General features: G+C 43.1%; 18 protein-coding genes. 13 read left to right on the forward strand and 5 right to left on the reverse strand.

The annotated features are described in order from the left end of the window. Positions 1–5: 5 nt before the first annotated feature. The 4 genes from DBR43_RS13990 to DBR43_RS14005 all read right to left on the reverse strand — a co-directional run bounded on the left by DBR43_RS13990 (position 6) and on the right by DBR43_RS14005 (position 3,139). A complete protein-coding gene (locus tag DBR43_RS13990; protein ID WP_124581791.1) occupies positions 6–626 on the reverse strand; it encodes an RNA polymerase sigma factor in 621 nt (206 codons plus the stop codon). 9 nt (positions 627–635) lie between these two features. Beyond that, positions 636–1,031, reverse strand: a complete 396-nt coding sequence (locus tag DBR43_RS13995) for a CHRD domain-containing protein (protein ID WP_233602969.1) — start codon at positions 1,029–1,031, stop codon at positions 636–638. 310 nt (positions 1,032–1,341) lie between these two features. After that, positions 1,342–2,346 carry a glycosyl transferase gene (locus tag DBR43_RS14000; protein WP_124581795.1) on the reverse strand — a complete coding sequence of 335 codons (1,005 nt, stop codon included), beginning with the start codon at positions 2,344–2,346 and terminating at the stop codon, positions 1,342–1,344. Next, complete coding sequence (locus DBR43_RS14005; RefSeq protein WP_124581797.1) at positions 2,339–3,139, reverse strand: TIGR04325 family methyltransferase; 801 nt, start codon at positions 3,137–3,139, stop codon at positions 2,339–2,341. The genes DBR43_RS14000 and DBR43_RS14005 overlap by 8 nt, the downstream gene beginning before the upstream one ends. Positions 3,140–3,299: 160 nt before the next feature. Here DBR43_RS14005 and miaB point away from each other — a divergent pair, with 160 nt between their 5' ends. The 13 genes from miaB (at position 3,300) to DBR43_RS14070 (ending at position 24,724) form a co-directional block, all read left to right on the forward strand. Beyond that, positions 3,300–4,748 carry a tRNA (N6-isopentenyl adenosine(37)-C2)-methylthiotransferase MiaB gene (gene miaB / locus DBR43_RS14010; protein ID WP_124581799.1) on the forward strand — a complete coding sequence of 483 codons (1,449 nt, stop codon included), beginning with the start codon at positions 3,300–3,302 and terminating at the stop codon, positions 4,746–4,748. 18 nt (positions 4,749–4,766) lie between these two features. Beyond that, entirely contained in the window at positions 4,767–5,996 is a 1,230-nt protein-coding gene (locus DBR43_RS14015; protein ID WP_124581800.1) for a sigma-54 interaction domain-containing protein, read from the forward strand. Positions 5,997–6,066: 70 nt separating this feature from the next. Further along, positions 6,067–6,576, forward strand: coding sequence for an LptE family protein (locus tag DBR43_RS14020; RefSeq protein ID WP_124581802.1), 510 nt, complete (start codon positions 6,067–6,069; stop codon positions 6,574–6,576). A 31-nt stretch (positions 6,577–6,607) separates the two neighbouring features. Beyond that, complete coding sequence (locus DBR43_RS14025; RefSeq protein WP_124581804.1) at positions 6,608–7,681, forward strand: hypothetical protein; 1,074 nt, start codon at positions 6,608–6,610, stop codon at positions 7,679–7,681. Positions 7,682–7,695: 14 nt separating this feature from the next. Next, positions 7,696–8,055, forward strand: a complete 360-nt coding sequence (secG, locus tag DBR43_RS14030; RefSeq protein WP_074611647.1) for a preprotein translocase subunit SecG — start codon at positions 7,696–7,698, stop codon at positions 8,053–8,055. 314 nt (positions 8,056–8,369) lie between these two features. Next, positions 8,370–11,666: a SusC/RagA family TonB-linked outer membrane protein gene (locus DBR43_RS14035; RefSeq protein WP_124581806.1), complete on the forward strand. Its 3,297-nt coding sequence runs from the start codon at positions 8,370–8,372 to the stop codon at positions 11,664–11,666. 11 nt (positions 11,667–11,677) lie between these two features. Continuing rightward, positions 11,678–13,102 (forward strand): SusD/RagB family nutrient-binding outer membrane lipoprotein, encoded by a 1,425-nt coding sequence (locus DBR43_RS14040; RefSeq protein WP_124581808.1) that lies wholly within the window; start codon positions 11,678–11,680, stop codon positions 13,100–13,102. 236 nt (positions 13,103–13,338) lie between these two features. Then, positions 13,339–13,632, forward strand: coding sequence for a co-chaperone GroES (gene groES, locus DBR43_RS14045; RefSeq protein ID WP_069379367.1), 294 nt, complete (start codon positions 13,339–13,341; stop codon positions 13,630–13,632). A 58-nt stretch (positions 13,633–13,690) separates the two neighbouring features. Further along, the gene (gene groL / locus DBR43_RS14050; RefSeq protein ID WP_124581810.1) at positions 13,691–15,331 is read left to right on the forward strand and encodes a chaperonin GroEL; all 1,641 of its coding nucleotides are present in this window, start codon (positions 13,691–13,693) and stop codon (positions 15,329–15,331) included. A gap of 144 nt (positions 15,332–15,475) precedes the next feature. Next, positions 15,476–21,481, forward strand: a complete 6,006-nt coding sequence (locus DBR43_RS14055) for a PKD domain-containing protein (RefSeq protein ID WP_124581812.1) — start codon at positions 15,476–15,478, stop codon at positions 21,479–21,481. A 2-nt stretch (positions 21,482–21,483) separates the two neighbouring features. Next, entirely contained in the window at positions 21,484–22,512 is a 1,029-nt protein-coding gene (locus DBR43_RS14060) for a PorP/SprF family type IX secretion system membrane protein (protein WP_124581814.1), read from the forward strand. Positions 22,513–22,562: 50 nt separating this feature from the next. Further along, positions 22,563–23,219 (forward strand): MgtC/SapB family protein, encoded by a 657-nt coding sequence (locus DBR43_RS14065; RefSeq protein WP_124581816.1) that lies wholly within the window; start codon positions 22,563–22,565, stop codon positions 23,217–23,219. Positions 23,220–23,296: 77 nt separating this feature from the next. Continuing rightward, on the forward strand, positions 23,297–24,724 hold the full coding sequence (locus DBR43_RS14070) for an L-serine ammonia-lyase (RefSeq protein ID WP_124581818.1): 1,428 nt from the start codon (positions 23,297–23,299) through the stop codon (positions 24,722–24,724). 4 nt (positions 24,725–24,728) lie between these two features. Here DBR43_RS14070 and DBR43_RS14075 read toward each other — a convergent pair whose 3' ends face one another. Continuing rightward, on the reverse strand, positions 24,729–26,075 hold the full coding sequence (locus DBR43_RS14075; protein WP_124581821.1) for a DUF58 domain-containing protein: 1,347 nt from the start codon (positions 26,073–26,075) through the stop codon (positions 24,729–24,731). Positions 26,076–26,086: the final 11 nt, after the last annotated feature.

A 26,086-nucleotide genomic window follows, 5' to 3' on the forward strand; every position in this document is an offset into this window, starting at 1 on the left:
ATGAGTTAGCGTATGATTATTTTTAAGAACAAGATTAAAAAAACAATAACCTGTCCTTGTTTTTCCAGGTGGTTTCTAAGCTTTTGAAAGCCATAAGTCAGATGATTTTTAACTGTTTTCAGGGAAATCCCCATCTGATCCGCAATCTCCTGCTGTTTCAATTTACCAAAGCGGCTCAGATACATCACCTGTTTGCATTTATCCGGTAGTAATACCAGCGCCTCTTCCAGGCTTTTCAATAACGTTTCTTCGTTTTCAGCCGCTTCTCCATCTTCTGTAAATGACTCCTGTTCCTCATGACTGGCCTGCCATGCCAATTGCTTCAGCGTATTCATCTTTTCTTTCTTGATGAAGTTCAGTGAGGAGTTTACAATTGCCCTGAACAAATAACTTTTCATTGAATACTGGATATTTAATTGGTCGGCCTTATTCCAAATAGTGATAAACAAATCATGAACAATTTCCTCAGCTGCTTCCGACTGCCCTACATACTGGTAGGCTGTACTAAATAACTGTTTATAATATTTTTTATAAAAGGCTTCAAACACCTTTTTATCTTTTTTACTGATTGCATTGATCAGTATTAAATCTTCATCAAGCGGACTAGGTATCGGTTCGTTGCTCATGATCCCCCCCTAGTTTTGTTTTAGCGTCAATACACCTGAAATTTCAGGAGATTTAGCTAATGTATTAATGGCTACAAACCATAATCCTTTTAACAGGTTTCTTTCCTGTAACGGACTTAAAGTAATTGTACCGGACAATGGCAAAGGCACTGTTGCCCCGGAATTCTTATAAAGAACTGCGGTCAATGTCCCTTTAGAACCTTTTGTTCCGTTTCTAAGGCTGATTTCTTCCGGTACCAAATCCTTATATTCTAACTTGTAGCTTAACAATTTTGTTCCTTCGTCGTACGCTCCTTTTAATACCGCTGTTCCTTCAGAATTCGTATTGGTTCCTTTTTTATCAATCCTTGCTGTTACCAGATAAGACCTGACCGGAGGCTTGATTTTCTGATCTGCTACCGGCACTTTTTTACAAGTACACAAACAAAAAATCAAGCTGAACAACCCCATTCTCAAAAATATAACCCCCTGATTTTTAATACCCCACATGTTGCAATTTTAGCCGGGGACTAAATTACTAACTTTTTTGATTGGTATATTATTGTTTTTTCATCGGCACATATTGTTTTTAAAGGTTATGAAGCTATCATAAGCATATTACTCATTGATATTTATTATTTTCAATGGTATTTATGAGCTCGCAAGCGAGGTTCATTGCTTTTTGTAAGGGTTATGCTTATGATGGTTTCATCGGTTTTTTTAGGCTTAAAATCTACTAAAAGAAGCTGTATCGTAAGGACCATTTAGCATAAAAATGTCGGTAGGACCCTAAAAGAGAGAACAACAGATACCTTCCTGTCATTTTATTAACCCATTCCGGCTTATTATTTATTGCATAAGGAACAAGACCATCCACACTGGCATTGATCTGTTCTTCAGCTAAAGAAAGTGCTTTTACATAGGGTTTATATATATGTTTGATCTGGTTTCTATTCAGACGATAAACCTTATGTGTCAGCATATAGCTGTTTTTAGAAGAATAGCTGAATCCATGGTAGTGGTAAAACACCAGGTCAAAATTTTGATTTTCCGACAAGTCCTTACACATCGCTTTACCGGAACTATTTTTAAAGGCATACTGCTGTACATTCCATGGAGCCACGCCACCACCAAGGTGTTTCAGGACATGTACGCAGGAGAATCTTTCGGTCCAGTCGTCCAGGTATTTCTGGTCTCCGAACTTATTATCCTCATATCTGCTGAAGCACCAGTCCAGGCAGGCATTTACCCACCAGTTCAAGACCGACATTCCTTCTTCCGTATTTTTGAAAGTCATAAACTGCACACAATAGATTCCGCTGGTAGCCGATTGATTGTAATCAGGTGTATACCTGTGTTCTGTAATCAATACGGACTTCTCCGCCATTTCATCAATCAGGACCTGTGGATTTTTAAAAAACAAGAGATCGGCATCCACGTAGGTACAATGATCCAAACGGAAGGTTTCTATACAATATTTGATTGTTGAAGAAGCACAGGTCCAGCAATATTCCTGAGCAGTCCGCCCCGGCTTCACCGCCAATAACTCTTGGTTTTCAAATTCTTTCAGACTAACGATCGTTGCCCCGGGAAGCTCCAGTTTATTCAGCGCTTCAAAACAATGCTGATCAAAAGCAAAGATGTAAAGATGAAAATCCGTGCAATGTTGCTCAAGGGAACGGTACATCGCCAGACCACGTGAAAGATAGGTGGTGTTAAATAATGTGCAAAATTTAAGCATCTGCTGATCGATTAATTAAGTAAAAGCCTTTATCATAGCCTGATTGAACCCCATCAATCAACATGGTTTCTTCCCCTTTGACGTAGGAGGTAAATTCAGCTATGTTATTATATTGCTCTGAAAAATGGTTTAAGAAGTTTTTTTCGTTAAAAAACCAGGATGGATAAGACGCAGGATAAATTTCAGGAGGAACCTTTTGTAAGGTTAACCGGTCCTCTTCACCATAGTGAAAAGCGGTACGATCAAACAACAGAAACCGAAAATTATAAGCGCTGAGCTCCTGCAAAAAATCATGTGGTTTTTCCAGGTATTGAACACTTCCCGACAACACCACGAGGTCGATCTTTTTATCTGCCAGGCAAGCGTCAATGCTGCTATGGAAAGCCAGGATTCCATCTTTAAAATACTGATTCCCACATTCCACATAATGTTCCTGCTCCACGACATTCCAGCTGGCACACACCCCAGGCGTTAAAAACTCTTTGATTTGATAATAAGTACTCCCCAGCGATCCGCCAAAGTCCAGCACATGAAGAGGTTCTTTCTTTTGATTGGCACTGTTCAGAAGAAAGGTGATCAGAGGAAACGGGTATTCTTTTTTATCGAAGACCACGGAATCACGTTCGTAAACCGCCTCTCCGTTTTTAACTTTTAATATTGCATTCTTTGTTCTTTCCAGAATTACTCCGGTGTCATAACCGTCCGTTTCTGCAGCAACTTCCTTCCAGGATGAGTAATTACCAAACCATCCATAAGGATTCTTCTTGCGTTTTGCGAACAGATTTTTGAACATATAATGAATTATTTAGCCTGATTTGTCTCTAAAGACAATGGATTACTAAAAAGGTCCTATATGTTGAGCAGATTTATTTTTCGGGTTTAAACCTTCTGCCACTTTGTCATTTATAAATATAAATGTGTATTTTTGAAGCCCAGAAAAATGTTAACCATTTATGATTGATTTACAGCTAACAGATAAGACACACGATGAGGAGCGCCAGGGCGAAGCTTTAGTGATTGATGCCCCGGAGGTACGCAATGGACGAAAGCTATACATTGAAAGCTACGGGTGTCAAATGAATTTTGCAGATAGTGAGATTGTAGCCTCGATCTTAAAAGATCAGGGATTTGAGACTACAGGAGATTATCATGAAGCTGATGTAGTGTTTATCAATACCTGCTCCATACGTGAAAACGCCGAACAGCGTGTACGCAACCGTCTGTCTCAGTTCGGAGCTGAGAAACGCAGGAATCCAAAATTGGTAGTTGGCGTTTTAGGCTGTATGGCGGAACGGTTGAAATCTAAATTCCTGGAAGAAGAAAAGTTAGTGGATATGGTGGTTGGCCCTGATGCCTACCGCGACCTTCCTCAACTGATCAATCAGGTAGAAGATGGACATAAAGCCATCAATGTTTTATTGTCACGTGAGGAGACTTATGCCGACATCAGCCCGGTAAGGCTGAACGGAAATGGCATCACTGCGTTTATTTCTATCATGCGTGGCTGCGATAACATGTGTTCTTTTTGCGTTGTTCCTTTTACGAGGGGACGTGAGCGAAGCAGGGATCCGCATTCCATCCTCGCGGAAGCTCAGGACTTATTCGACAAAGGCTACAAAGAAGTCACTTTACTGGGACAAAATGTAGATTCCTATAAGTGGAAAGGTCCGGATGCGGAGGAAAACGCGGAGATTGAAGTCAATTTTGCCCAGCTATTGGAAAAAGTTGCCTTGATCAGTTCTGATCTGAGAATCAGGTTCTCCACCTCACATCCAAAAGATATTACTGACGAGGTATTATATGCCATTGCCAAATATGATAACATCTGTAATTACATTCACCTGCCCGTACAGTCCGGAAGCAGCAGGGTACTGGAATTAATGAACAGAACTTATACCCGTGAATGGTACATCAACAGAATTGATGCCATCAGACGCATTATTCCAGGTTGCGCCATTTCATCTGATATCATCGCCGGCTTCTGTACAGAAACCGAGGAAGAGCACCAGGAAACGCTGACCATGATGGATTATGTAGGTTATGATTTTGCATTTACCTTTAGTTATTCGGAAAGACCGGGAACACTTGCAGCGAGAAAGCTGGAAGATGACGTTCCGGAAGAAGTAAAAAAACGCAGGTTAGCAGAAATATTACTTAAACAACAGGAAACTTCTTTGTTCCGCCTACAACAATTCGTAGGAAAAACAGTTAGGATTTTAGTGGAGGGTACTTCCAAAAAATCCGACAAGGACCTTTGCGGAAGAAATGATCAGAATGCAATGGTTGTTTTTCCGGCAACAACGGGAGTTAAGGCTGGCCAGTATGTGAACGTTCATATAGACCGTTGTACATCGGCAACTTTATTAGGAACCATTGCAGTTGAAGTACCCGAAATTGTTTAATTAAAAAAACAAATTACTTTGGACATACAAGACATTAAAAACCGGTTCGGGATCATAGGTGGCTCTCCGCTGTTGAACCGGGCAATAGATATCGCCAGGCAAGTTGCACCAACCGACATGTCGGTCTTAATTACCGGAGAAAGCGGAAGTGGTAAAGAAGTTTTCTCTCATATCATTCACCAGATGAGTACCCGTAAACACGGGGCTTTTATTGCTGTAAACTGTGGTGCCATTCCTGAAGGAACGATAGATTCTGAATTGTTCGGACATGAAAAGGGCTCTTTTACCGGAGCTCATGAAGCCCGTAAAGGCTATTTTGAGGTGGCGAACGGCGGAACAATCTTTTTAGATGAGGTGGCTGAATTGCCCCTGGGTACACAGGCACGTTTGCTGAGGATTCTGGAGAGTGGGGAATATTTGCGTGTAGGTTCTTCCAAAGTACAAAAAACTGATGTGCGGATTATCGCCGCTACAAATGTGGATGTCTATAACCGGGTGAAATCGGGAAAATTCCGGGAGGATTTATATTACCGTTTAAATACCGTTCCCCTGCGCATTCCCGCACTGCACGAAAGAAAAGAAGACATCTATCTGTTATTCCGGAAATTTTCTGCCGACTTCAGTGATAAGTACAGAAGTCCGGGCATCCAACTGGAGCCGGAAGCCATTCAGTTACTCAGTAACTACAGCTGGCCGGGAAATGTAAGACAGCTGAAAAATATTGCAGAACAAATCTGCGTGCTGGAGAAGGAACGGAACGTGACTCCTGCGGCATTGCTAAATTATATTCCAAACGAGAGTGCAAGCAACCTGCCCATGGCCATCAATGGCAGCAACAAGGAAGATTATACCGAAAGGGACATTCTTTACAAGGTGCTGTTTGACATGAAGAAGGACATGATGGAGCTGAAGAAGCTGGTCGCAGAGATTATTCAGAGCGGAGGAAATACTTCCCATATCATTGCAGACAACCCTCATTACATCAACCAGCTTTACCAGGAGGTAGACCAGACGATTAATGAGCCTACATTTACCATCAAAAAGCCGGTTCAAAATGCACCGGTAGATTATAACTATACCCAGGAAGCTGAAGAAGTGGAAGAATCGTTATCCCTGATCGATAAAGAATCTGACCTGATCAAAAAGGCTTTGAAGAAACACAAGGGGAAACGTAAATTTGCAGCACAGGAACTTGGTATTTCAGAACGCACTTTATATAGAAAAATTAAAGAGCTCAATTTAAACTAGGCCGGCTAGAAAATATATTGAACAATACGCGGATGATCGCTTCATAACCGATAAAGACAAATATACCCCAATGAAAAAATTATATTTCCTTTTAATCGTTACTCTCTTCAGTTCCTGTTCCATTAAGTTTAACGGAGCCTCTATTCCTGCGGAGATGAAAACTATTAATATTATGTTTTTTGAAAACAATGCGCCATTGGTAGTTCCTAATATGGCCAGTAAGTTTACCGAAAACTTAAGAAACAGGATTCGTAACCAGACCAGCCTGAATATGACCACGAATGAGGCCCACGGCATTTTCTCCGGGACGATTACGAATTATGATATCCGCCCAACGACGATGCAGGATGCCAACACCCGCGGAGTAGCAACAACCGGAACCAACAGGATGAGCATCTCTGTAAGTGTTAAATACACGAATAACCTGAATCCGAAACTGAGTTTCGAAGAATCTTTTGAGCGGCACCTGGATTTCCCTACAGCAGGGCAAAGTTTCCAGTCTCAGGAACCAGGTCTGATAGATCAGGTTCTTACGCTCCTGACAGAGGATATTTTTAACCGTGCATTTGCAAATTGGTAGAAATTGAGATTTCAATTGTTAACTTAGCGACGTGGAGCAGGAAATAGACATTAGACAAGAACTGGCAGTATTACTAGCGGAACCGGAAAAGGTAAGACCCGAACATGCGCCTATGCTGAAAGACCTGGTATCATTATATCCTTATTTCCAGCCATTGCATCTTTTACTTGCCAGAGCGAGTGCAGCAGATCCAGAAAAGAACAACTATTTGGCTACTGCCGCTTTATACACCAATGGACAGTTACTTCACAACTTCCTTTACGAGCCGGATTACCTGACAGAACAGGTGTTCAATATAGTTTTTTCACCTGCTTTTGATCAGCTCAGCAATCAGCCTGAGGCCTTAGACGAAGCAGTTCTTGACGAAGTTCCTTCGGAATCTGATGAAGTTTATACAACAGCAGCGGCAGAAATCGAAACGGAAAGCACCTCCGATCAGGAAAAGGTAGCAGATGATTTTGTGCTGGAGAATATCGTATCTACAGACTTTTTCGCTTTCCAGGAGAACTTTAGCCCGGAGCCTGCACCAGAAGAGCTGCCAGAGGAAAGCACAGACCTGGGCGCATTGCAGGAAGGCGAACAAAAGGAAGAACCTGTAGTGATCAGCAAATACGATGACGACCAGCTACCTTATACCTTTCTCTGGTGGTTACATAAAACAAGAAAAGAATATCAGCAGATCTTCCAGCCATACGTTACGCTTAAAAAGGAACCTGCAGTTCAAACCGGAACACCAAATGAGTTGCAACAGCAATATGTAGAACACATTTTCCACCTTCAGAGTCCTTTTACAGAAGCAGGGGAAAGTGACTACAACCCTTCTGGTTTACGGAACGCACACAAAGGAACCGACATTATAGAGAGCTTCCTGAAAAACGATCCGCAGATCAGCCCTCCAAACGCAGAGCAGATCAATACAGAGAACAAAGCGAAAAAGAGTGCAGAAGACCATAATGACCTCGTATCTGAAACCCTGGCAAAGATCTATATTGAGCAAATGCTTTATGACAAGGCCATAGAGACTTATGAAAAATTAAGTTTGAAGTTTCCAGAAAAAAGCCGTTACTTTGCCGACCTTATCCAATCCATAGAAAAGAAAATTTAACCATATAACCTATTATGCTTTTTTTAATTATTTTATTAATCATTGTCTGCATCGCCTTAGCGCTATTTGTTTTGATACAAAACCCTAAAGGTGGTGGCCTTGCAACAGGTGGATCAGGCAGCAACATGTTTGGCGTTCAACGTACTGGTGACGTTCTTGAAAAAGGTACCTGGGTATTATTAGCATTGATCGTAGTGCTTACTTTGTCAATTACTACCATTGCGAAATCCGGTGGCTCTGCTTCGGCAGTAGATTCTAAAATTCAGGAACACCTGGATAAGATCCCTACTCCATCACCACTTGGAACAACTGCACCTGCTGGTCAGGCACCTGCTACAGCAACTCCTGCAGCCGGAGATAGCACAAAGAAATAAGTTTTTACACAATCATAAAAAAAGCCATCTGAATGTACATTCAGATGGCTTTTTTTATGATGTAAATTCTGCAGACATGCAGAATCTATAAAAATTAGGGTAATGGATTTTAAGAAGGTGTTTTTAACCCACCTTAAAGCAATATAATTATTATTTTATATAAAAAACAATTATTGAACATAATTCGTACAATTTCCATTTTTATATAAAAATCTTCACCTATTAAATATATTATTCATTAAATTTAATTATGGCCGGATGAATCTAATCATGTCTATCCGGCTTGCTATTAACTAACCCTAACCCTATTGTTTATGAAAAAACTTGTATTGAGTTTGTTCATCTGGATGTTTATTGCAGTATCTGCACAGGCACAGGATCGAACCCTTACTGGTAATGTAAAAGGAGATGATGGTCTCCCATTGCCAGGTGTAACCGTAAAATTTAAAGGAGCCTCTGGTGGCACAATGACCAGACCGGACGGAAAGTACAGTGTAAAAGTGCCCTCCGGAAGTACATCAGTTGAGTTTTCTTACTTAGGATTCATCAGCCAAACCATCCCCCTTGGATCATTAAGCGTGATTAACGTAACCCTTGTTCCGGATTCAAAATTACTTTCAGAAGTTGTAGTCACTGCATTTGGACTCCAGAGAAACAGGAACCAGGTTGCCTATGCTGCGCAAACCCTTGACGGAGCAGCCGTGAGTGAAAACCGCTCTCCAAATCTGGGCAGTAGTTTATCAGGTAAAGTGTCCGGTCTGGAGATCCGCCAGAACAATACCATGGGCGGTTCCACGAACATCGTGATTCGCGGGATTAAGTCGATGACCCAGGACAATCAGGCCATGTTTGTGGTAGATGGGGTACCTGTAGCAAATACCAATCTAAATACCTCCGGACAACAAACCGGTATCGGAGGCTATGATTATGGAAATCCGGCATCAGACATCAACCCCGACGATGTAGAAAATATTACCGTATTAAAAGGAGCAGCAGCTTCAGCGTTATATGGTTCCAGAGGTAGTAACGGAGTGATTCTCATTACGACCAAAAAAGGAAAGTCAGGATTGAACATTACATTTAATACCGGAATAGGATACGCAGTGGTAGATAAAAGCACCTTTCCGAAATATCAAAAGAAATATGGCGGTGGCTATGGCCCCTTTTACGGAACAGATGAATCCAACTACCTGGTTAACAACATTGATGTAAATGGAGATGGCATACCGGATTTAATCACCCCTTTAACAGAGGATGCTTCCTACGGGCAGAAGTTTGATCCAAATCTAATGGTATACCAATGGGACTCCTTCGACCCGACCTCTCCGAACTTTGGAAAACCAAAACCATGGGTAGCCGGCGCGAACGATCCAAGCACCTTCTTTGAAAAACCACTTTCCAACAACCAGAGCATCATGCTCAGCAACAGCTACGATAAAGGTTCGTTCAAACTCGGATACAACAGGGACTATCAAAAAGGCATTCTGCCAAACTCCCACATTGAAAAAAACACCCTCAACTTCGGTTCTACCTTTAAAATAACAGATCAGCTTACCGCCGGAGCAGATGTTAATTATTCTAATGTAAACGGGCTCGGCAGATATGGCACCGGATATAACGGCAATGGAATCAGCAACCCAATGACCAACTTCAGACAGTGGTGGCAAAACAACGTAGATGTACAGGATCAAAAAGCAGCTTATTTCAGACTGAAAAATCTAAGTAAAAATGAAGCCCGTTATGTAGGAAAAGAAAATGTAACATGGAACAGAAAAGCCTATAACAACCCCGTACCAGCTTATTGGGACAATCCATATTTCTCACGTTATGAAAATTATGAAACCGACAGCAGGGACCGGTATCTGGGGAATGTAAACTTAAACTATAAACCCACTGACTGGTTAAACCTAATGGGTCGTTATTCCCTGGATACTTATAAACAGGTACAGGAAGAACGCCAGGCTATCGGAAGTTTAGATGTACCTTTTTATTCCAAGTACCTTGTAGACTATAAAGAATCTAACATTGATTTCTTAGCCACAGCCGACAAGAATATCAGCAAGGATTTGAATTTGAAAGGACTATTGGGAGCGAACATCCGGCGGCAACGGACCCAATCAATCTATCAAATCACTAACGGGGGACTAAGTTTGCCAGGCATTTTTACCCTGAATAACTCTGTCAACGCAATGGAACCTGCTGTAGAGTTTGATTTGAAAAGAGAGGTACAAGGTATATTCGCAGGTGCAACACTTGCCTATCAAAACACCTACACCTTAGATGCAACGATCAGAAGAGATGCCTCATCTACCCTGCCTAAAGGGAATAACGTCTATTTTTACCCTTCTGTTTCTGCCGGTTTTGTATTCTCACAATTACTGAAAGAGGAAAAATGGCTTTCTTTTGGTAAACTAAGAGCAAATTATGCAGAAGTTGGTTCAGATGCACCAATTTATTCACTGGTGGATACTTATAATTTAGCCACACCGTTCGATGGCAGGCCACAAGCTTCCATCCCTCAGCTAAAGACACCTTTTGATGCCATTAAAAATAATCCAAACCTGAAACCTGAGCGTTCCAAGAGTAAAGAGATCGGGGTTGAAGCCTCTTTTCTTGACAATCGTCTTGGCATCGATTTCACCTATTACCATACTAAAACAGTAGACCAGATCTTACCGGTAAAAGTTTCTGTCGCCACAGGCTATACCGCCAAGTATCTAAACGCCGGTTCGGTAGTCAATCAGGGGATTGAGTTGTCTTTAAATGGCTCGCCTTTTAAAACTTCAGACTTTGAATGGAGGATAAACCTGAACTGGACCCGGAACAGAAACAGAGTAACGGAGCTGTTCAAAGACGATGTCGGTAACCAGTCTACCAATTTAGCCATTGCCAACTTCCAGGGAGGAGTAAGCGTAAACGCCACTCTTGACCAACCTTACGGAACCATCAGAGGAAGGAATTTTGTCTACAATGCTTCAGGACAGAAGGTGATTGGTGCAAACGGAAGATACCTGCAGTCGGCAACCTCTAATGAGGTGATCGGAAATATGAATCCGGAATGGATTGGCGGGATCAGCAACAGCTTCAAATATAAAAACCTCAGTTTGAGCTTCCTGATTGACATCCGTAAAGGAGGTAGTGTTTTCTCTCTGGATCAGTATTACGGTCTTTCATCAGGCATGTATGAAGAGACCGCCGGACTCAACGAACTTGGCAAGGAATCCCGCCTGCCGATTAGTGAGGGTGGTGGTTTTATCAATCCCGGTGTCCGTGAAGATGGAACACCCAACACCATCAGGGTTCCCAATGATGAATATGGATCTTATGGGTACCGGAGACTTCCTGCCGCAGCTTTTGTTTATGACGCAAGTTATGTCAAACTAAGAGAGGTTGTAATCGGATATGGCCTTCCTCAATCGCTTGTAAAAAAAATGGGGCCAATTAAAGGTGTCGACTTCTCCTTAATCGGAAGGAATTTATGGATCATTCATAAAAACCTGCCGAATGCAGATCCGGAAGATGGAATCAGCTTTGGGAATGTTCAGGGCTACCAGGTTGGCTCTTATCCCAGCGTTAGAAATTTCGCATTTAACCTGAAGGTCAAATTTTAACAAGATCGATTATGAAAAGAATAATAACAGCTATCATACCAGTATTATTTCTGGTGGCATGTACTAAAGATTTATCAAGTGTGAACGTCGATCCGAAGAAACCAACTTCTGTATCCTCGTCCTCTCTGTTCACAATGGCACAACATGGCCTGGTGGACATCCTAACCTCCGCAAATGTAAACCGGAATGTGTTCAGGTTAATTGAGCAACAATGGCAGGAAACAACTTACCTGGATGAAAGTCAGTATGATTTTGTAACCAGAAATATTGCAGACAATTTATGGAATGCCTTTTATCGGGAAGCATTAAATAATTTTGAAGCCTCCAGGAAGATCATGTCTTCTGATGTGGCAGATGAGAACCAGCGTAAAAATCAAATCGCTATTCTTGACATTATGGAGGTCTATACCTGGTATTACCTGCTCACCACTTATGGCAATATTCCTTTTAAGGAAGCACTTAATATCGACAATACTTTCCCTAAATACGACGATGCTTTAAGCACTTATAAAGAGTTGCTGAGACGTTTGGATCTTGACATTACCGCCTTAAATCCGGCGGCAGCCAGTTTTGGTAATGCAGATGCATTCTATGCGGGCGATCCGGCAAAATGGAAACGTTTTGCCAACTCTTTAAAGCTAAAAATGGCCATTACCATTGCTGATGCAGATCCGGCGATCGCCAAAACAGCAGCAGAATCAGCAGTCGCCAGCGGGGTATTCAATTCAAACGACGACAGCGCAAAATTCCCATATGTCTCTGCCACGCCTAATACCAATCCGGTTTGGATTGATCTTATACAAAGTGGCAGGCAAGATTTTGTAGCTGCAAGTACGATTATAAAGATCATGAGTGATGTTAAAGACCCAAGATTGGCCTACTATTTCACCAAAGACAACAAAGGAGGGTACTCAGGAGGAAGCCCGGGTGTAAACAGCCCATTCAGCAATTTTTCCCATACCGCTGTGAAAACCACCAATTCTAATTTTCCCGGCAATATTCTGGACTATGCAGAAGTACAGTTTTTAATGGCTGAAGCTGCAGAAAGAACCTTTAATGTTGGAAATACTGCTGAGTTCTATTACAAAAATGCGATCACCACTTCCATTTTAGACTGGGGTGGCAGTACTACAGAAGCAAACGCTTATTTATTGCAACCGGAAGTTGCTTATGCTACTGCGGGAGCACTCTGGAAACAAAAGATAGGTATCCAGAAATGGATTTCACTCTATAACCGGGGAATCGATGCCTGGATCAGCCACAGGCAATTAGATTTTCCTGTTTTAGCTTTGCCTGCAGATGCCCGTTCCGGCTTTCCGACACGTTTTACCTACCCTGTAAATGAGCAGAATGTAAATAATGCAAACAGATCTGCTGCTGCGGCAGCTATAGGTGGCGATGTCGTTACGACCAAGCTCTTCTTTGACAAATTTTAATCCGGGGGGATTCATTTAAAATCAACTAACGTTGTAAGAAAGAGGTGTCTGCAAAGACATCTCTTTTTTTATGGGAAACAATTCTGCCACTCTGACACAAAAATAGTTTCCTCTAATCTATTAGCTGACAATGCAGTGTAAATTTGGCAAGCAAGCCTCCCTTGGCATAGAAACTGATATACAAGGAGCACGTAATACTTTTACATTAATTTTAAAATTAAAACAACAAATAAGTTATGGCTTTAAACATTAAACCCATTGCAGATAGAGTAGTCATTGAAGCTGCTCCTGCCGAAGAAAAAACAGCTTCGGGTATTTATATTCCTGATACAGCTAAAGAAAAACCTCAGCAAGGAACAGTAGTTGCAGTAGGACCAGGCAAATATGCTGAGTCTACAGGTAATCTAATCCCTTTGAGCGTTAAAGCTGGAGACCAGGTTTTATACGGTAAATACGGTGGTACTGAAATTACTTTTGAAGGTAAAGAGTACCTTATCATGCGTGAGTCTGATCTTTACGCAGTCCTTTAATCGTTGAATTAACCGATTCAACTTTACAACAATCAATCATTAATAACAATATTTTAAAATGGCAAAGCAAGTAAAATATAATGTAGAAGCCCGTGACGCCCTGAAAAGAGGAGTGGATATTTTGGCGAATGCAGTAAAAGTAACTCTAGGTCCTAAAGGGCGTAATGTAATTATTGACAAAAAATTTGGTTCACCTGCGATCACTAAAGATGGTGTGACGGTAGCTAAAGAAATTGAATTAAAAGACCCAATTGAAAATATGGGTGCTCAAATGGTTAAAGAAGTGGCTTCTAAAACTGCAGATATCGCAGGTGACGGAACTACAACTGCAACTGTATTGGCACAGGCGATCGTAACTGCTGGTATTAAAAACGTTGCTGCCGGTGCAAATCCTATGGATTTGAAACGTGGTATTGACAAAGCTGTTACTGCAATCGTTGCGAACCTGAAGTCTCAGTCTCAGACAGTAGGTGAAGACAATAACAAAATCAAACAAGTTGCTTCTATCTCAGCAAACAATGATGAAGTTATCGGTTCTCTTATTGCTGAAGCAATGGGTAAAGTAGGTAAAGACGGTGTAATTACTGTGGAAGAAGCAAAAGGTACTGAAACTGAAGTAAAAACAGTGGAAGGTATGCAGTTTGACCGTGGTTACCTGTCTCCATACTTCGTAACTAATGCAGACAAAATGGAAGCGGAATTAGAAAACCCTTACATTTTGATCTATGATAAAAAAATCAGCAACATGAAAGAATTGTTGCCGGTTTTAGAGAAACAAGTACAAACAGGAAAACCATTGTTGATCATTGCGGAAGACTTAGATGGCGAAGCACTGGCTACATTAGTAGTGAACAAGATCCGTGGATCCCTGAAAGTTGTTGCTGTTAAAGCACCAGGTTTCGGTGATCGTAGAAAAGCAATGTTAGAAGACATCGCTATCCTAACTGGTGGTACTGTAATTTCTGAAGAAAGAGGTTATAAATTAGAGAATGCTGACCTTAGTTATTTAGGTACTGCTGAGAAAGTACTTGTTGACAAAGACAACACTACTGTGATCAATGGTGCTGGTAAATCTGAAGACATCAAAGCTCGTGTTAACCAGATTAAAGCTCAAATCGAGACCACTACATCTGATTATGACAAAGAGAAATTACAAGAGCGTTTGGCTAAATTAGCTGGCGGTGTTGCAGTTCTTTATGTTGGTGCAGCTTCTGAAGTTGAAATGAAAGAGAAAAAAGACCGCGTAGACGATGCATTACATGCAACACGTGCTGCGGTTGAAGAAGGTATTGTTGCCGGTGGTGGTGTTGCTTTCATCCGTGCTATTGAAGCATTAGAAGGCATGAAAGGTAGCAACGATGATGAAACTACCGGTATTGCTATTGTAAAACGTGCGATCGAAGAACCATTACGTCAAATCTGCCAGAATGCAGGTATTGAAGGTTCTATCGTAGTACAAAAAGTTAAAGAAGGTAAAGCTGACTTTGGTTACAATGCACGTACTGATGTATATGAGAACTTAATTGCTGCAGGTGTAATCGATCCAACTAAAGTTGGTCGTGTTGCATTAGAAAACGCAGCTTCTATCGCAGCGATGTTGTTAACAACAGAGGTGGTATTGGCTGATGATCCTGAAGATGCCCCTGCTGGTGCAGGTATGCCTCCAATGGGTGGTGGTGGTATGGGTGGAATGATGTAATATCATCCCCCTATATAATTACAATAAAAAGAGACCGTCTCCTGAGTAAAATCAGGAGACGTTTTTTTTTGCTCAAAAAAAGAACAAAAAGAACAGCGGAAATATGTAATATATTAGTTACATTAAAGGTGTAAATTTATAGAAATGGTAAAACGCTTTGTTTTTTTAACCATTATCGTATTTTTTTGCCAGTTAACGGGGGCGTTTTCTCAAATCATTCTTACTGTTGCTGATCCGGGTCCCTATACTCCCGGCTCTGGTATCACCGCCATGCTTGAACTCCAGGAGGGCAGCTGTCTTAAGCCAGGAAACGTATTTGAACTTTATCTATCTGATGCCAGTGGTAATTTTAGCGGGAACAACAGGATTGGAACCTACAACGGGTTTTATGCCACCTTCGTAAACGGAATCATCCCCGCAATGCCTCCGGGAATGAACTACAGGCTGCAAGTTAAATCTACCAATCCGGCTTTTGTTTCCAATCCTTCTGCCGCATTTGAGATTAAGGCAGGCGTAACCGTTTCCGCAGCAATTGGTTCATCTCCGGAATTACCGGCTGCAGGCCCAAGCGCCACAAAGGAAGCTTTTGGACGATGCCCCGGGATTGCCAATGTCGTCTTTGATTTCACCAATGCTTCTACGGCCTCAAGCCTCGTCACCGCAAAGATTCAGAATGAGCTCAGCAAATTAAATGTAGCCAATCTGACTTTTAGCCCCGAATCACCAATTCAAAGCTTTACTGCTCCATTGGGTCACTATACATTGGTCGTTAAGGCCAGTTTAAACGGCACAGTGAGCACCAAGGCGTATATGCTGATCAACAATACCACGAACAATAGTTTTGGCACTACCGGAGGAAGTATTGTTTGTTTGCCCGGAGGATATCTCCAGTTCCCGGTAGATCTGACTCAGAACGGGATTAAAAACAACTATCCGGGAACTACCTATCAAATTGACTGGGGAGATGCACATGGCAGACCTGAAATATATACCCTATGTGACCTTCAATTGGGATACGTTCGGCACGAATACCTTTTGCCCTCTTGCGGCAGTCCGGTATACAACACAGGAACTGGCCCCAGATATAACGTATTCGGGATCAACATTGCTGCCGTCAGTCCATTCTGTGGCATAACCGGCGGAGAGCTTTCCACCTATGTGAAAGTTGTCAAAAAGCCTGAAAACAGTTTCAATTATCCCTCCACGGGTTGTACCGGTAGCACTATTAATTTCTTAAATACCTCTTTACTGGGAGAAAGTGAAGCGAATAACCCCATTTGTGCAGACAATGATGTAAAATATAACTGGTATGTAGACAATGTAAAAAAGGCAGCCAATTTACCCAGATCAGCTATTTTCCAATATCTTTTTACAAGCCCGGGAACTTATTCGGTCAAATTAGAATCTGTCACCAGTGGCCAATGTAACGGGGAATCTGTTACGCATCAGATTTGCATTCAAAATCCCCCCAGGCCAGACTTTGATTTCAATGGTATCCCCAATACTCATTGCGCTCCATTTGAGATTCAGGCACATGATAAGTCCATCCTTGACAATAGCTGTGGCAGTAATCATACCTACAATTGGGTGGTGACTAAATTAAACCGTACTGCCAACTCCTCAGAAGTTGTTTTTACCAATGGAATTCCGGAACCTACATTTAAATTTCTAAAACAGGGAACCTACGAGATTACCTTAAAGATCAGTAGTGCGGCCTGTGGGGAAGTGAGCACAGCTCCTCCGCAGCGGATCATTATTATCGACAGTGCACCAACCATCACATTGGCGGCAAAAGTTGACCTTTGCAAACCAGATCTGTACAAATATGATGACCAGACTACAGGTCCAACCAAGGTATTATTTTTTGGAACTGAGCTTGATGCCGCAGATACCTATACCTGGGCAGTAACAGCAGCAGATGGAACAGCGCTGACCAATGCAGATTTTAGTTTTGAGAATGGGACGAATATAAACAGTAAATTTCCGGCCATTCTATTCAAACAATACCTCAGCTACAAAGTAGCAGTTACTCATAAAAATAGTTGTGGATCGATTACGAAGGAGCAATTGATCACCTTTTACCCTTCACCTATTGTTAAAATTACGGCAGACAAAAATCCCATCTGCTATAATGCCGCTGTAAATTTGACCGGAACAGTGACTAATGGTAATTATACCTCGAGCAGATGGGTTGGCGCAGGAACCTTCTCTAATCAGACCAATAATCTGAGCAGCAATTATATTCCGACACAACAGGAACGGGACTTACACAAAGCGACCATAAAACTGGTTGTCAGCACAGACCTTACCGGACTTTGTGCCGAGGTAGAAGATGTCATTGAAATTGGGATTTTCCCTAATAATACCGGAACAAATACAGCACAACAGATCTGCTCCGGCAATCCCCTATCCTATGATCCGGCTGGCGGTATCAGTCTGCCGGGAAGCAGTTTTAGCTGGACCGCGAAAAATACAGATCTGAATGCAGGAAGTTCGTTTAGTCCGACAGGGTCGGGAAAAATAAGTGATGTTATCCTCAACTCCAGCAGCACCGATAATGCTGTGGTTATTTATGAAATCACCCCCTCAATGAATGGTTGTGCAGGAATTCCATTTACATTTACCGTAACCGTCTATCCCAAGCCTTCAGCTACCGCAACCCTTTCAAAGCCGGTAATTTGCAGTGGAGCTCTCTCGGGAATTACACTAACACCCAGTTTTGCCGGCATCAAATATACCTGGACAAGTACAGCCACCAATGGAGTAACAGGAAATCATGATCAACCGGTTCCCACAACACTGGGTGCTATCAATGAAACATTGGTCAATACCGGAAACCTGGCCGGAACTGTCACCTATAAGATTACTCCTATCTCTGCAACAGGATGTCCCGGTGAAGAAATTACAGTGACCATCATTGTAGATCCGGCAATTACGGTAGCAACTGCCGGAATGAGTGTGAGCATCTGTGACGCTTTAACCTACACACTGGATGGCAACCATCCCAAGTCAACTGAAACAGGAACCTGGCTGCTGACTTCCGGACAGACAGGCCTTACCTTTTCGGATACTCACGCTCCAAACGCGGTAATCAGTGGCCTCGTAGCGGGAGAAACGTATACCCTCAGCTGGACCATTTCCGGCACAGGAACCTGTAATCCATCTGTTGCGACGCTTAGTATTACCGTTAACCCGCCAACCATAGCGGGAACACTTACTGGCGACCGAACTACTGTCTGTTATGGTGTAAATAGTGGGAAGATCACTTTAACCGGCCACCTTGGGTCGGTACAACGTTGGGAAAGCTCAACTGATGGCAACAACTGGCTGACGATCGACAATACCAGCACGCTGTTAAACTTTAGCAACCTAACCCGAAATACCCAATACCGGGCAGTGCTAAAAAATGGTGCTTGCGCTGAGAAAATAACAACGGCAGTTCCCATTACCGTGATTCCGGCAATCAGTACCGCAGCAGCCGGCCCGGATCAGCAGCTCTGCAATGTGGTCACTTTCCAGCTTTCAGGAAATGTCCCAAATACCAGCAACGGAGAAAGCGGCAGATGGACGATCGTACAAGGTGATCCCAATGCGCTGATTACAGATCCCGGAGATCCGCAAACTACAGTTACTGCAATTACCCCCGGGATCTATAAATTCCGATGGACGATTACCGGTTCCGCAATCTGTGATCCCACAGCCGATGAACTGAGCATTACCAATCTTCCAGGCATCATCAATACCATTGGCAATCCAAGCCCGATAGTTTGCTACGGGCAGACCATCAACATTACCAATACCCTCCTTTCCGGCGGAGACAATACCTATATTTTTGCCTGGGAAAATAGCCGCAATGGAACTGACTGGAGCATCATCCCTGATCAGAACGGAGGCGACTTAAACTTTAATCTTCTGGAAACCATGAGCTTCAGAAGGATCGTCAGAAGCGGAGTCTGTAAGGAATTCAGTAATGTGATCCGTATCATCGCCCTGCCTCCGATTACCAACAATACCATTACCACCGCTCAGACCATTTGCTCCGGATTGACCCCTGCAAAACTGGAAGGAATGCTCCCACAAGGGGCAAATGGGAGCAATTATCTTTACCAATGGCAATCCAGTACTGACGGATCTGCCTGGGCCGATATTCCGGGGGCAAAATTTCAGGACTATCAGCCAACCCCACTTATCATCACGACCCTCTTCCGGCGCATAGTTGGCAGTATAGAATGCAGCGGGGCATTACAGCATGAAAGCAGTCCGGTTACAATTACTGTAAAACCAAATGCGAAAGCCGCATTCAGCTTCAGTACCGATAAAGGATGTATCCCCTTTCATATTGATGCACAAAACATTAAAGCGCTCCCCTTTCCCCAGGGAAATGATAGCTATACCTGGTACGCGGATGGACTTAAAATAGGCGAAGGAATCTCATTCCCGGGCTATACTATTTCCGGCAGCAATCAATCTGTACTGATCAAACTCGTAACCAGCAGTAGTCAAAATTGTCTCCCGGACGAATTCAGTCATACCTTCAGCACCCAGCAAAATGTAGCCGCGGCCTTTACACAAAGTGCAACTGAGGGTTGCGGCCCCTTATTGGTGAATTTCGTAAACACCTCCACCTCTCTGACGAATGCGACCTTTAAATGGGATTTCGGCAATGGCACAACTTCCACGCAAAGTTTAGCTCCACCAGTCACATTTTTACCTGACCCTTCAGGAGATGACATCAGCTATACGGTGACTTTAACTGCAATTACCTCTTGCGGAGAAAACACCTATACTTCTACTATTTTAGTAAAAGCGAAACCTAAAGCCGTTTTCTCACCGGATAAAGTGATTGGTTGTTCTCCAATGAAGGTGACTTTCAGCAATACCTCCCCGGGTGCAACAAATACTTTTTACTATGATTTTGGAGACGGCAGCCCGATATTTACCACCAGGGATAAATCTCCCGTTGAGCATACCTATAATACTCTGATCACTCAGGATTTCACCGTAAAAATGATTGCAGAAAATGAGTGTGGAACAAATGAACAAAGCTTTGTCATCAGGGTAGCACCGAATACCATCACTCCCGAATTGGTGGTGAATGCCAATGAAAAAGAAGGATGTGCTCCATTCACCGTCAACTTCTATAACAATTCCAAAGGGGCCAATCTGTTTAAATATGATTTTGGGGATGGCGCTACCCTGCTTACCCGAACCGCTCCGGAGTTAGTTCCTCATACCTTCGAAAGGCCGGGTAACTATACCGTGACTCTTACTGCCTCCAACGGCTGTTCTGTAGTCAGCACCTCCGAAACCATCACGGTACTCGAACAACCATTAACGGCCTTCAGTGCCAACAAGAATACAGGCTGTCCGGGAATGGAGGTTAAATTTATCAATACCAGTACTGGTGCCGTTTCCCAACTCTGGGACTTTGGCGATGGCACCAGCTCCAACGAGTTTGAGCCCTCACACGTTTATTCAGGCCAGGGACCTTTCTATACCGTCACCTTAACAACAACGAATGGCCTGGGCTGTACCCATCGCCTGATACAAAGTAATTTCATCCACATCGTAAATCCTCCCATCGCACAATTCAGTGTAAAACCAGGCATCCAGATCAGCATCCCGAATTACACCTTTAACTTTGTCGACGAAAGTAACAATACTCCGGACCAATGGAGCTGGGACTTTGGCGACCATACCAGCTCTGCCTTAAAAAACCCTAGTCATACCTATCTTGATACCGGATTGTATAAAGTTACCCTTAGGGTAAGCAACCAGCAGGGCTGTTTTACGGAAACCAATAAATCCGTTCGCATTACCGGGGTTCCCGGGTATTTGTTTTTGCCCAACTCTTTTATTCCTGGAAGTGAAACAAACGAGTTGCGCCTTTTCAGCGCCAAAGGTTCCGGCATCAAATCATGGCACTTTAGTATCTATGACAAATGGGGCGAAAAGATGTGGGAAACGAGTATACTGGAAGAAGGCCGTCCTGTAGAAGGGTGGGATGGCGCCTTTAAAGGACAAGCCATGCCGCAGGGCGTATATTACTGGAAAGTTGAGGTCCAGATGATCAACGGATCAGAATGGAAAGGCATGACCTACGGAGCCGCGGCCCCTAAACGTACAGGACCAATACACCTAATCAGATAAAAATGAGGACAATCACAAAATATCTGTACCTGATGTTTCTGATCATCTCAAAGCTGTTTGCTTTCGGACAGGACCATAATTATTCCCAGTTTTTCAGTTCTCCAATTTACCTTAACCCAGCACTGACTGGTCAGTTCGAAGGAGATATCCGGATGAATATGGTCTATCGAAACCAGTGGTCCGGACTGAGCGGAACCTTAGCCTATTTCACCGCTTCTGCGGACCTACATATTCCAAGATTTTCAGGTGGCGTAGGACTGATGTTTACCAGAAGTAGCGAAGGCACTGCCTATCTCGTTAAAAATAACGCTTCTGCAACCTATTCTTATAGTGTGGGCAGCGACGATTTTATCGCCTCTTTTGGAATACAGGCTGGTTTTACGAATCGTGATATCGATTGGAGCAAATTGGTTTTCTCCGATCAGATTGACCGACGTCTTGGTTATATTCCAGGCAGTATTTCCACTGCCCAGGTACCTGAAATCTCCAGCAAGTTTTATTTTGATGCCTCAGCCGGCACGAATATTGTCTTCTATAATTTTATGATTGGCGCAGCCTTCCACCACATCAACCAGCCGGACGAGTCGTTTAGTGGGACACAGGCAAAATTGCCATTCCGGACCACCATCAATGCCAGTTACCGCATCTCTTTAAACCCTTACGCAAATGCCGACGATGATGACGGCCCTTATATCATTCCTTCCGCCCTATATCATAAACAGGCAGGAGCATCCTCCATGAGTGTGGGTGCACAGTTTAAATACAGAAATTTAAATACCGGCTTATGGTATCGCAGCAGCGGACTGGAGGGACCGGATGCATTTGTAGTATCCCTGATTTTCGACCTGTTTAAGGGCAATAAAAACGGAGAAAAATTACGCTTAGGAGCAAGTCATGACGCAACGATTTCCAAGATCAATTATACCAATACCAACGGCACTACAGAAATTGGCATTGGTTACGAACGATATTTTCCGAACAGCTCCAGCTACAATAAGTACAATGGATTGCGTTGTTATGATTTCTATTGACAAATTGTAAATTACCGATGAATCTTTGTTATATTGAGCTGGTTAATGTTATGGATAATATCTTAGAAAGCAATCATTTCCTCACACAGACTGAAGTCAACAAATTTCTTCTTGCCACGCTTTTATGTGGCCTGATTGGTGCAGAACGGGAATTCAGAAGTAAACAGGCCGGCCTGAAGACAATGATTATGATTGGACTCGGTTCTACCCTTTTCACGGTTTTATCCATAAAGATCGGATTAACCAGTCATGATCGGATTGCTTCAAATATTGTAACCGGAATTGGCTTCTTAGGTGCAGGAGTGATCTTCAAAGAAGACAATCAGGTGAAGGGGCTAACGACTGCCTGTGTGATCTGGATTGTGGCTGCAATTGGGATGGCTACCGGTGCCGGATATTATGAGCAGGCTACAGGTGTCACCCTCGTTGTCCTCATTGCTTTACTTACTTTTCCATTTCTTGAGGAAATGGTGGAGCGGCGTTTTACCAAAAGGATCTATCGCATTGTAAAGAAATACGAGAATGAAAGTCTGGAGAAGTACGAAGAAGACATCAAAACTTCGGGACTTAGGCTGAGCAGAGGTAAGCAGGAACTGGCTAACGGGACCATCAGCGGAACCTGGGTTGCGATCGGGAGTCCCAAAAATCACAAGCGATTTGTAGACCGGATGCTTCAGGACAAAAAGATCATTGCCTTCGATTTTTAATCGGGTTTCTTTCAATTATCTCCGTTCTATCCCCCTCAAAAGCCGTAAATGTCGCAAAACTATATTAGCTTTGTAATATGCATAGGGAACAAATCTCAGTTTTTGATATTTTTAAGATAGGCGTTGGACCATCAAGTTCACATACTTTAGGTCCCTGGCGGGCGGCCCAACAATTTACCGCGTCATTAAAAGAAAAAGACCTGTTAGCACAGGTTGATCAGATCAAGATATTGTTATATGGATCGTTGGCCAAAACCGGCAAAGGGCATGGAACAGATGTAGCCATCCTATTGGGATTGAATGGTGCAGATCCCGTGACCTTCGATGTGAATGCCATTGATTCTACCATTGAAGAGATTAAAACCTATCATCTGCTGAACCTGAATGCAGAGCGAAACATCGCTTTCAACTATGAAGAAGACCTGGTTTTTCTGTTTTTTGAAAGCCTCCCTTTTCATCCCAATGCCGTAACCTTTCAGGCTTTTTTAAACACAGGTAAAGCGATCTCTGAGACTTATTATTCCATCGGCGGTGGTTTTGTGGTAAAAGAAGGCGAAAGCGGCAGCGATAAAGAACAGGTAGACCTTCCTTTTCCGATAGAGAAGGCCGCAGACCTTTTACACTGGTGCTTAACAACGGGATTAAAAGTTTCTGAAGTTGTGATGGAAAATGAACTTGCCTGGCGTACAGAAGTGGAGACCAGAAAGGGAATTATGCAACACTTTAATGTGATGAAGGACTGTACCTACCGGGGTTGTCACACTGCGGGATTCTTACCCGGAGGACTGAATGTAGGAAGAAGAGCCTGTGCCTTGAACAAGCGCCTTATCGGCAACAGTACCTATACGAATTATGAAAGCTGGATTGAGGCCATCAGAAGTGGCGGAAACGGCTTTAATTATATCCTTGACTGGGTAAGTTGTTTTGCCCTGGCTGTAAACGAGGAAAATGCCTCATTTGGCCGCGTCGTGACCGCTCCGACCAATGGTGCAGCAGGCGTAATTCCGGCAGTACTTCAATATTATATTGCTTTCTGTGATGGCTATACAGAAGAGAAAATCAGTCAGTTTATCGCCTGTGCTTCAGAAATAGGCAGTATCTTTAAAAAAGGAGCCACCATCTCTGCCGCAATGGGTGGTTGCCAGGCAGAAATCGGCGTATCTTCTGCGATGGCTGCGGCAGCTTTAACCGAGTGTTTAGGGGGCTCACAGCGTCAGGTTCTAATGGCTGCAGAAATCGCCATGGAGCATCACCTCGGCCTAACCTGCGACCCGATTGGGGGCCTCGTACAAATCCCTTGTATCGAAAGGAATACCATGGGTGCCATTAAGGCGATCACGGCCAGTCAGCTTGCCCTGCAAAGCAACCCTGACAAAGCAAAGGTAAGTCTGGACGCTGTGGTCAATACCATGTGGGAAACCGCACTCGACATGAACTCTAAATATAAAGAGACTTCCGATGGAGGTTTAGCCACCAATATTCCGATCAGCTTACCGGAATGTTAAACAATTAGGTTTTCTGCTGGGCTTTTATGGCCAGGTAGCGGTTAACAACGTTGATGGTCAGCTTTTCCGGTGGGGTAAGAATGCTCAGGATTCCATGTTTAGTCAGCTCTTTGACCATGAGTTTTTTCTCGTGGGCAAATTTTGCTGCAATGGTCTTAATATAGATCCCTTCCACATCTTTAGCCGGTTCATCACTCAGTGTTTTGAGCTCTGTATTTTCAAAAAAGACAATGAGCAGGAGGTGAAATTTCGCCATCCGCTTTAAAAACGGCAGTTGCCTGTTTAAGGCAGACATGCTTTCAAAATTGGTAAAAAAGACCACCAGGCTTCGTTGTTTTAAGACGCCACGGATGCTCAGGTACAAAGCCTCCATATTGGTTTCCAGGTAGCGCGTTTTTTCTTTATAAAGCACTTCCATTATCTTTCCAAGCTGAGCGGGTCTTCGCTCTGCGGGAACCACACTACCTACCTTTTCCGCAACTGTGATTAGCCCTGCTTTATCTTCCTTAACCAAAGCCACATTGGAGAGTACAAGACTTGCATTAATGGCGTAGTCCAGCAGACTTAACCCTTCGAACGGCATTTTCATTGTTCTGGATTTGTCAATTACGCAATAGACATGCTGGGCTTTCTCATCGGTAAAAGAATTCACCATCAAATCTCCTCTTCTCGCGGTAGCCTTCCAGTTGACCGTCCGGTAGTCATCGCCCTGTACATAACTTTTTACCTGATCAAATTCCAGGCTATGTCCGATTCTTCTGATCTTCTTAATACCGATTTCACTGAGCCTGTTGGAAATGGCCATCAGTTCATATTTGCGCAACTGTAAAAAAGAGGGATATACGGCAACCATGGTCTCCTCCCCAAAATTATACCTTCTGGAGATCAGGCCTAATGGGGATTGCACATAAACACGCGTCTTTCCAAAGCGGTACTCCCCTCTTTTTGTTGGACGCAAAGTATAAGTGATGGTTTTGTTTTCCCTGGATTTTAGAAGGCTGCTAAACCAAAGGTCTCTTTTCTGAAACTGAAAAGGGATTTCATCGATAATACCGATATGAATACCAAAGGAATAAAAATTCTCTACATGGAGCTGCAGCTCATTATCATCCCCGTTGCTCAACCGCTCCGGAAGGTCCCTTCTCAGGAAAACACCTCTTTCAGTTTTGAACAATAAAATCAGGTCCGCAGCAATCAATAGCATCAATACCCAGAAGCATAGGTAAGGCAACACCCCAAGCCAGGGCAGGAAGAAAGAAAACAGAAACAGGGATACACAGACCCCGATACCGGCAAAAAGTCTTTTGCGGAGGAAGAGGTCTTTGTAATATTTATTAATGAAGCTTTTCAATATGCGGCTTT

The sequence above is a fragment of the Pedobacter sp. KBW06 genome, from assembly GCF_003852525.1.
Taxonomy (GTDB): domain Bacteria; phylum Bacteroidota; class Bacteroidia; order Sphingobacteriales; family Sphingobacteriaceae; genus Pedobacter.

What these genes read in the sequence shown, in the direction of transcription:
- DBR43_RS13990 (WP_124581791.1), bottom strand. Translation starts at nt 626, where the DNA reads ATGAGCAACGAACCGATACCTAGTCCGCTTGATGAAGATTTAATACTG.
- DBR43_RS14000 (WP_124581795.1), bottom strand. Translation starts at nt 2,346, where the DNA reads ATGCTTAAATTTTGCACATTATTTAACACCACCTATCTTTCACGTGGT.
- DBR43_RS14005 (WP_124581797.1), bottom strand. Translation starts at nt 3,139, where the DNA reads ATGTTCAAAAATCTGTTCGCAAAACGCAAGAAGAATCCTTATGGATGG.
- miaB (WP_124581799.1), top strand. Translation starts at nt 3,300, where the DNA reads ATGATTGATTTACAGCTAACAGATAAGACACACGATGAGGAGCGCCAG.
- DBR43_RS14020 (WP_124581802.1), top strand. Translation starts at nt 6,067, where the DNA reads ATGAAAAAATTATATTTCCTTTTAATCGTTACTCTCTTCAGTTCCTGT.
- secG (WP_074611647.1), top strand. Translation starts at nt 7,696, where the DNA reads ATGCTTTTTTTAATTATTTTATTAATCATTGTCTGCATCGCCTTAGCG.
- DBR43_RS14035 (WP_124581806.1), top strand. Translation starts at nt 8,370, where the DNA reads ATGAAAAAACTTGTATTGAGTTTGTTCATCTGGATGTTTATTGCAGTA.
- DBR43_RS14040 (WP_124581808.1), top strand. Translation starts at nt 11,678, where the DNA reads ATGAAAAGAATAATAACAGCTATCATACCAGTATTATTTCTGGTGGCA.
- groES (WP_069379367.1), top strand. Translation starts at nt 13,339, where the DNA reads ATGGCTTTAAACATTAAACCCATTGCAGATAGAGTAGTCATTGAAGCT.
- groL (WP_124581810.1), top strand. Translation starts at nt 13,691, where the DNA reads ATGGCAAAGCAAGTAAAATATAATGTAGAAGCCCGTGACGCCCTGAAA.
- DBR43_RS14055 (WP_124581812.1), top strand. Translation starts at nt 15,476, where the DNA reads ATGGTAAAACGCTTTGTTTTTTTAACCATTATCGTATTTTTTTGCCAG.
- DBR43_RS14060 (WP_124581814.1), top strand. Translation starts at nt 21,484, where the DNA reads ATGAGGACAATCACAAAATATCTGTACCTGATGTTTCTGATCATCTCA.
- DBR43_RS14065 (WP_124581816.1), top strand. Translation starts at nt 22,563, where the DNA reads ATGGATAATATCTTAGAAAGCAATCATTTCCTCACACAGACTGAAGTC.
- DBR43_RS14070 (WP_124581818.1), top strand. Translation starts at nt 23,297, where the DNA reads ATGCATAGGGAACAAATCTCAGTTTTTGATATTTTTAAGATAGGCGTT.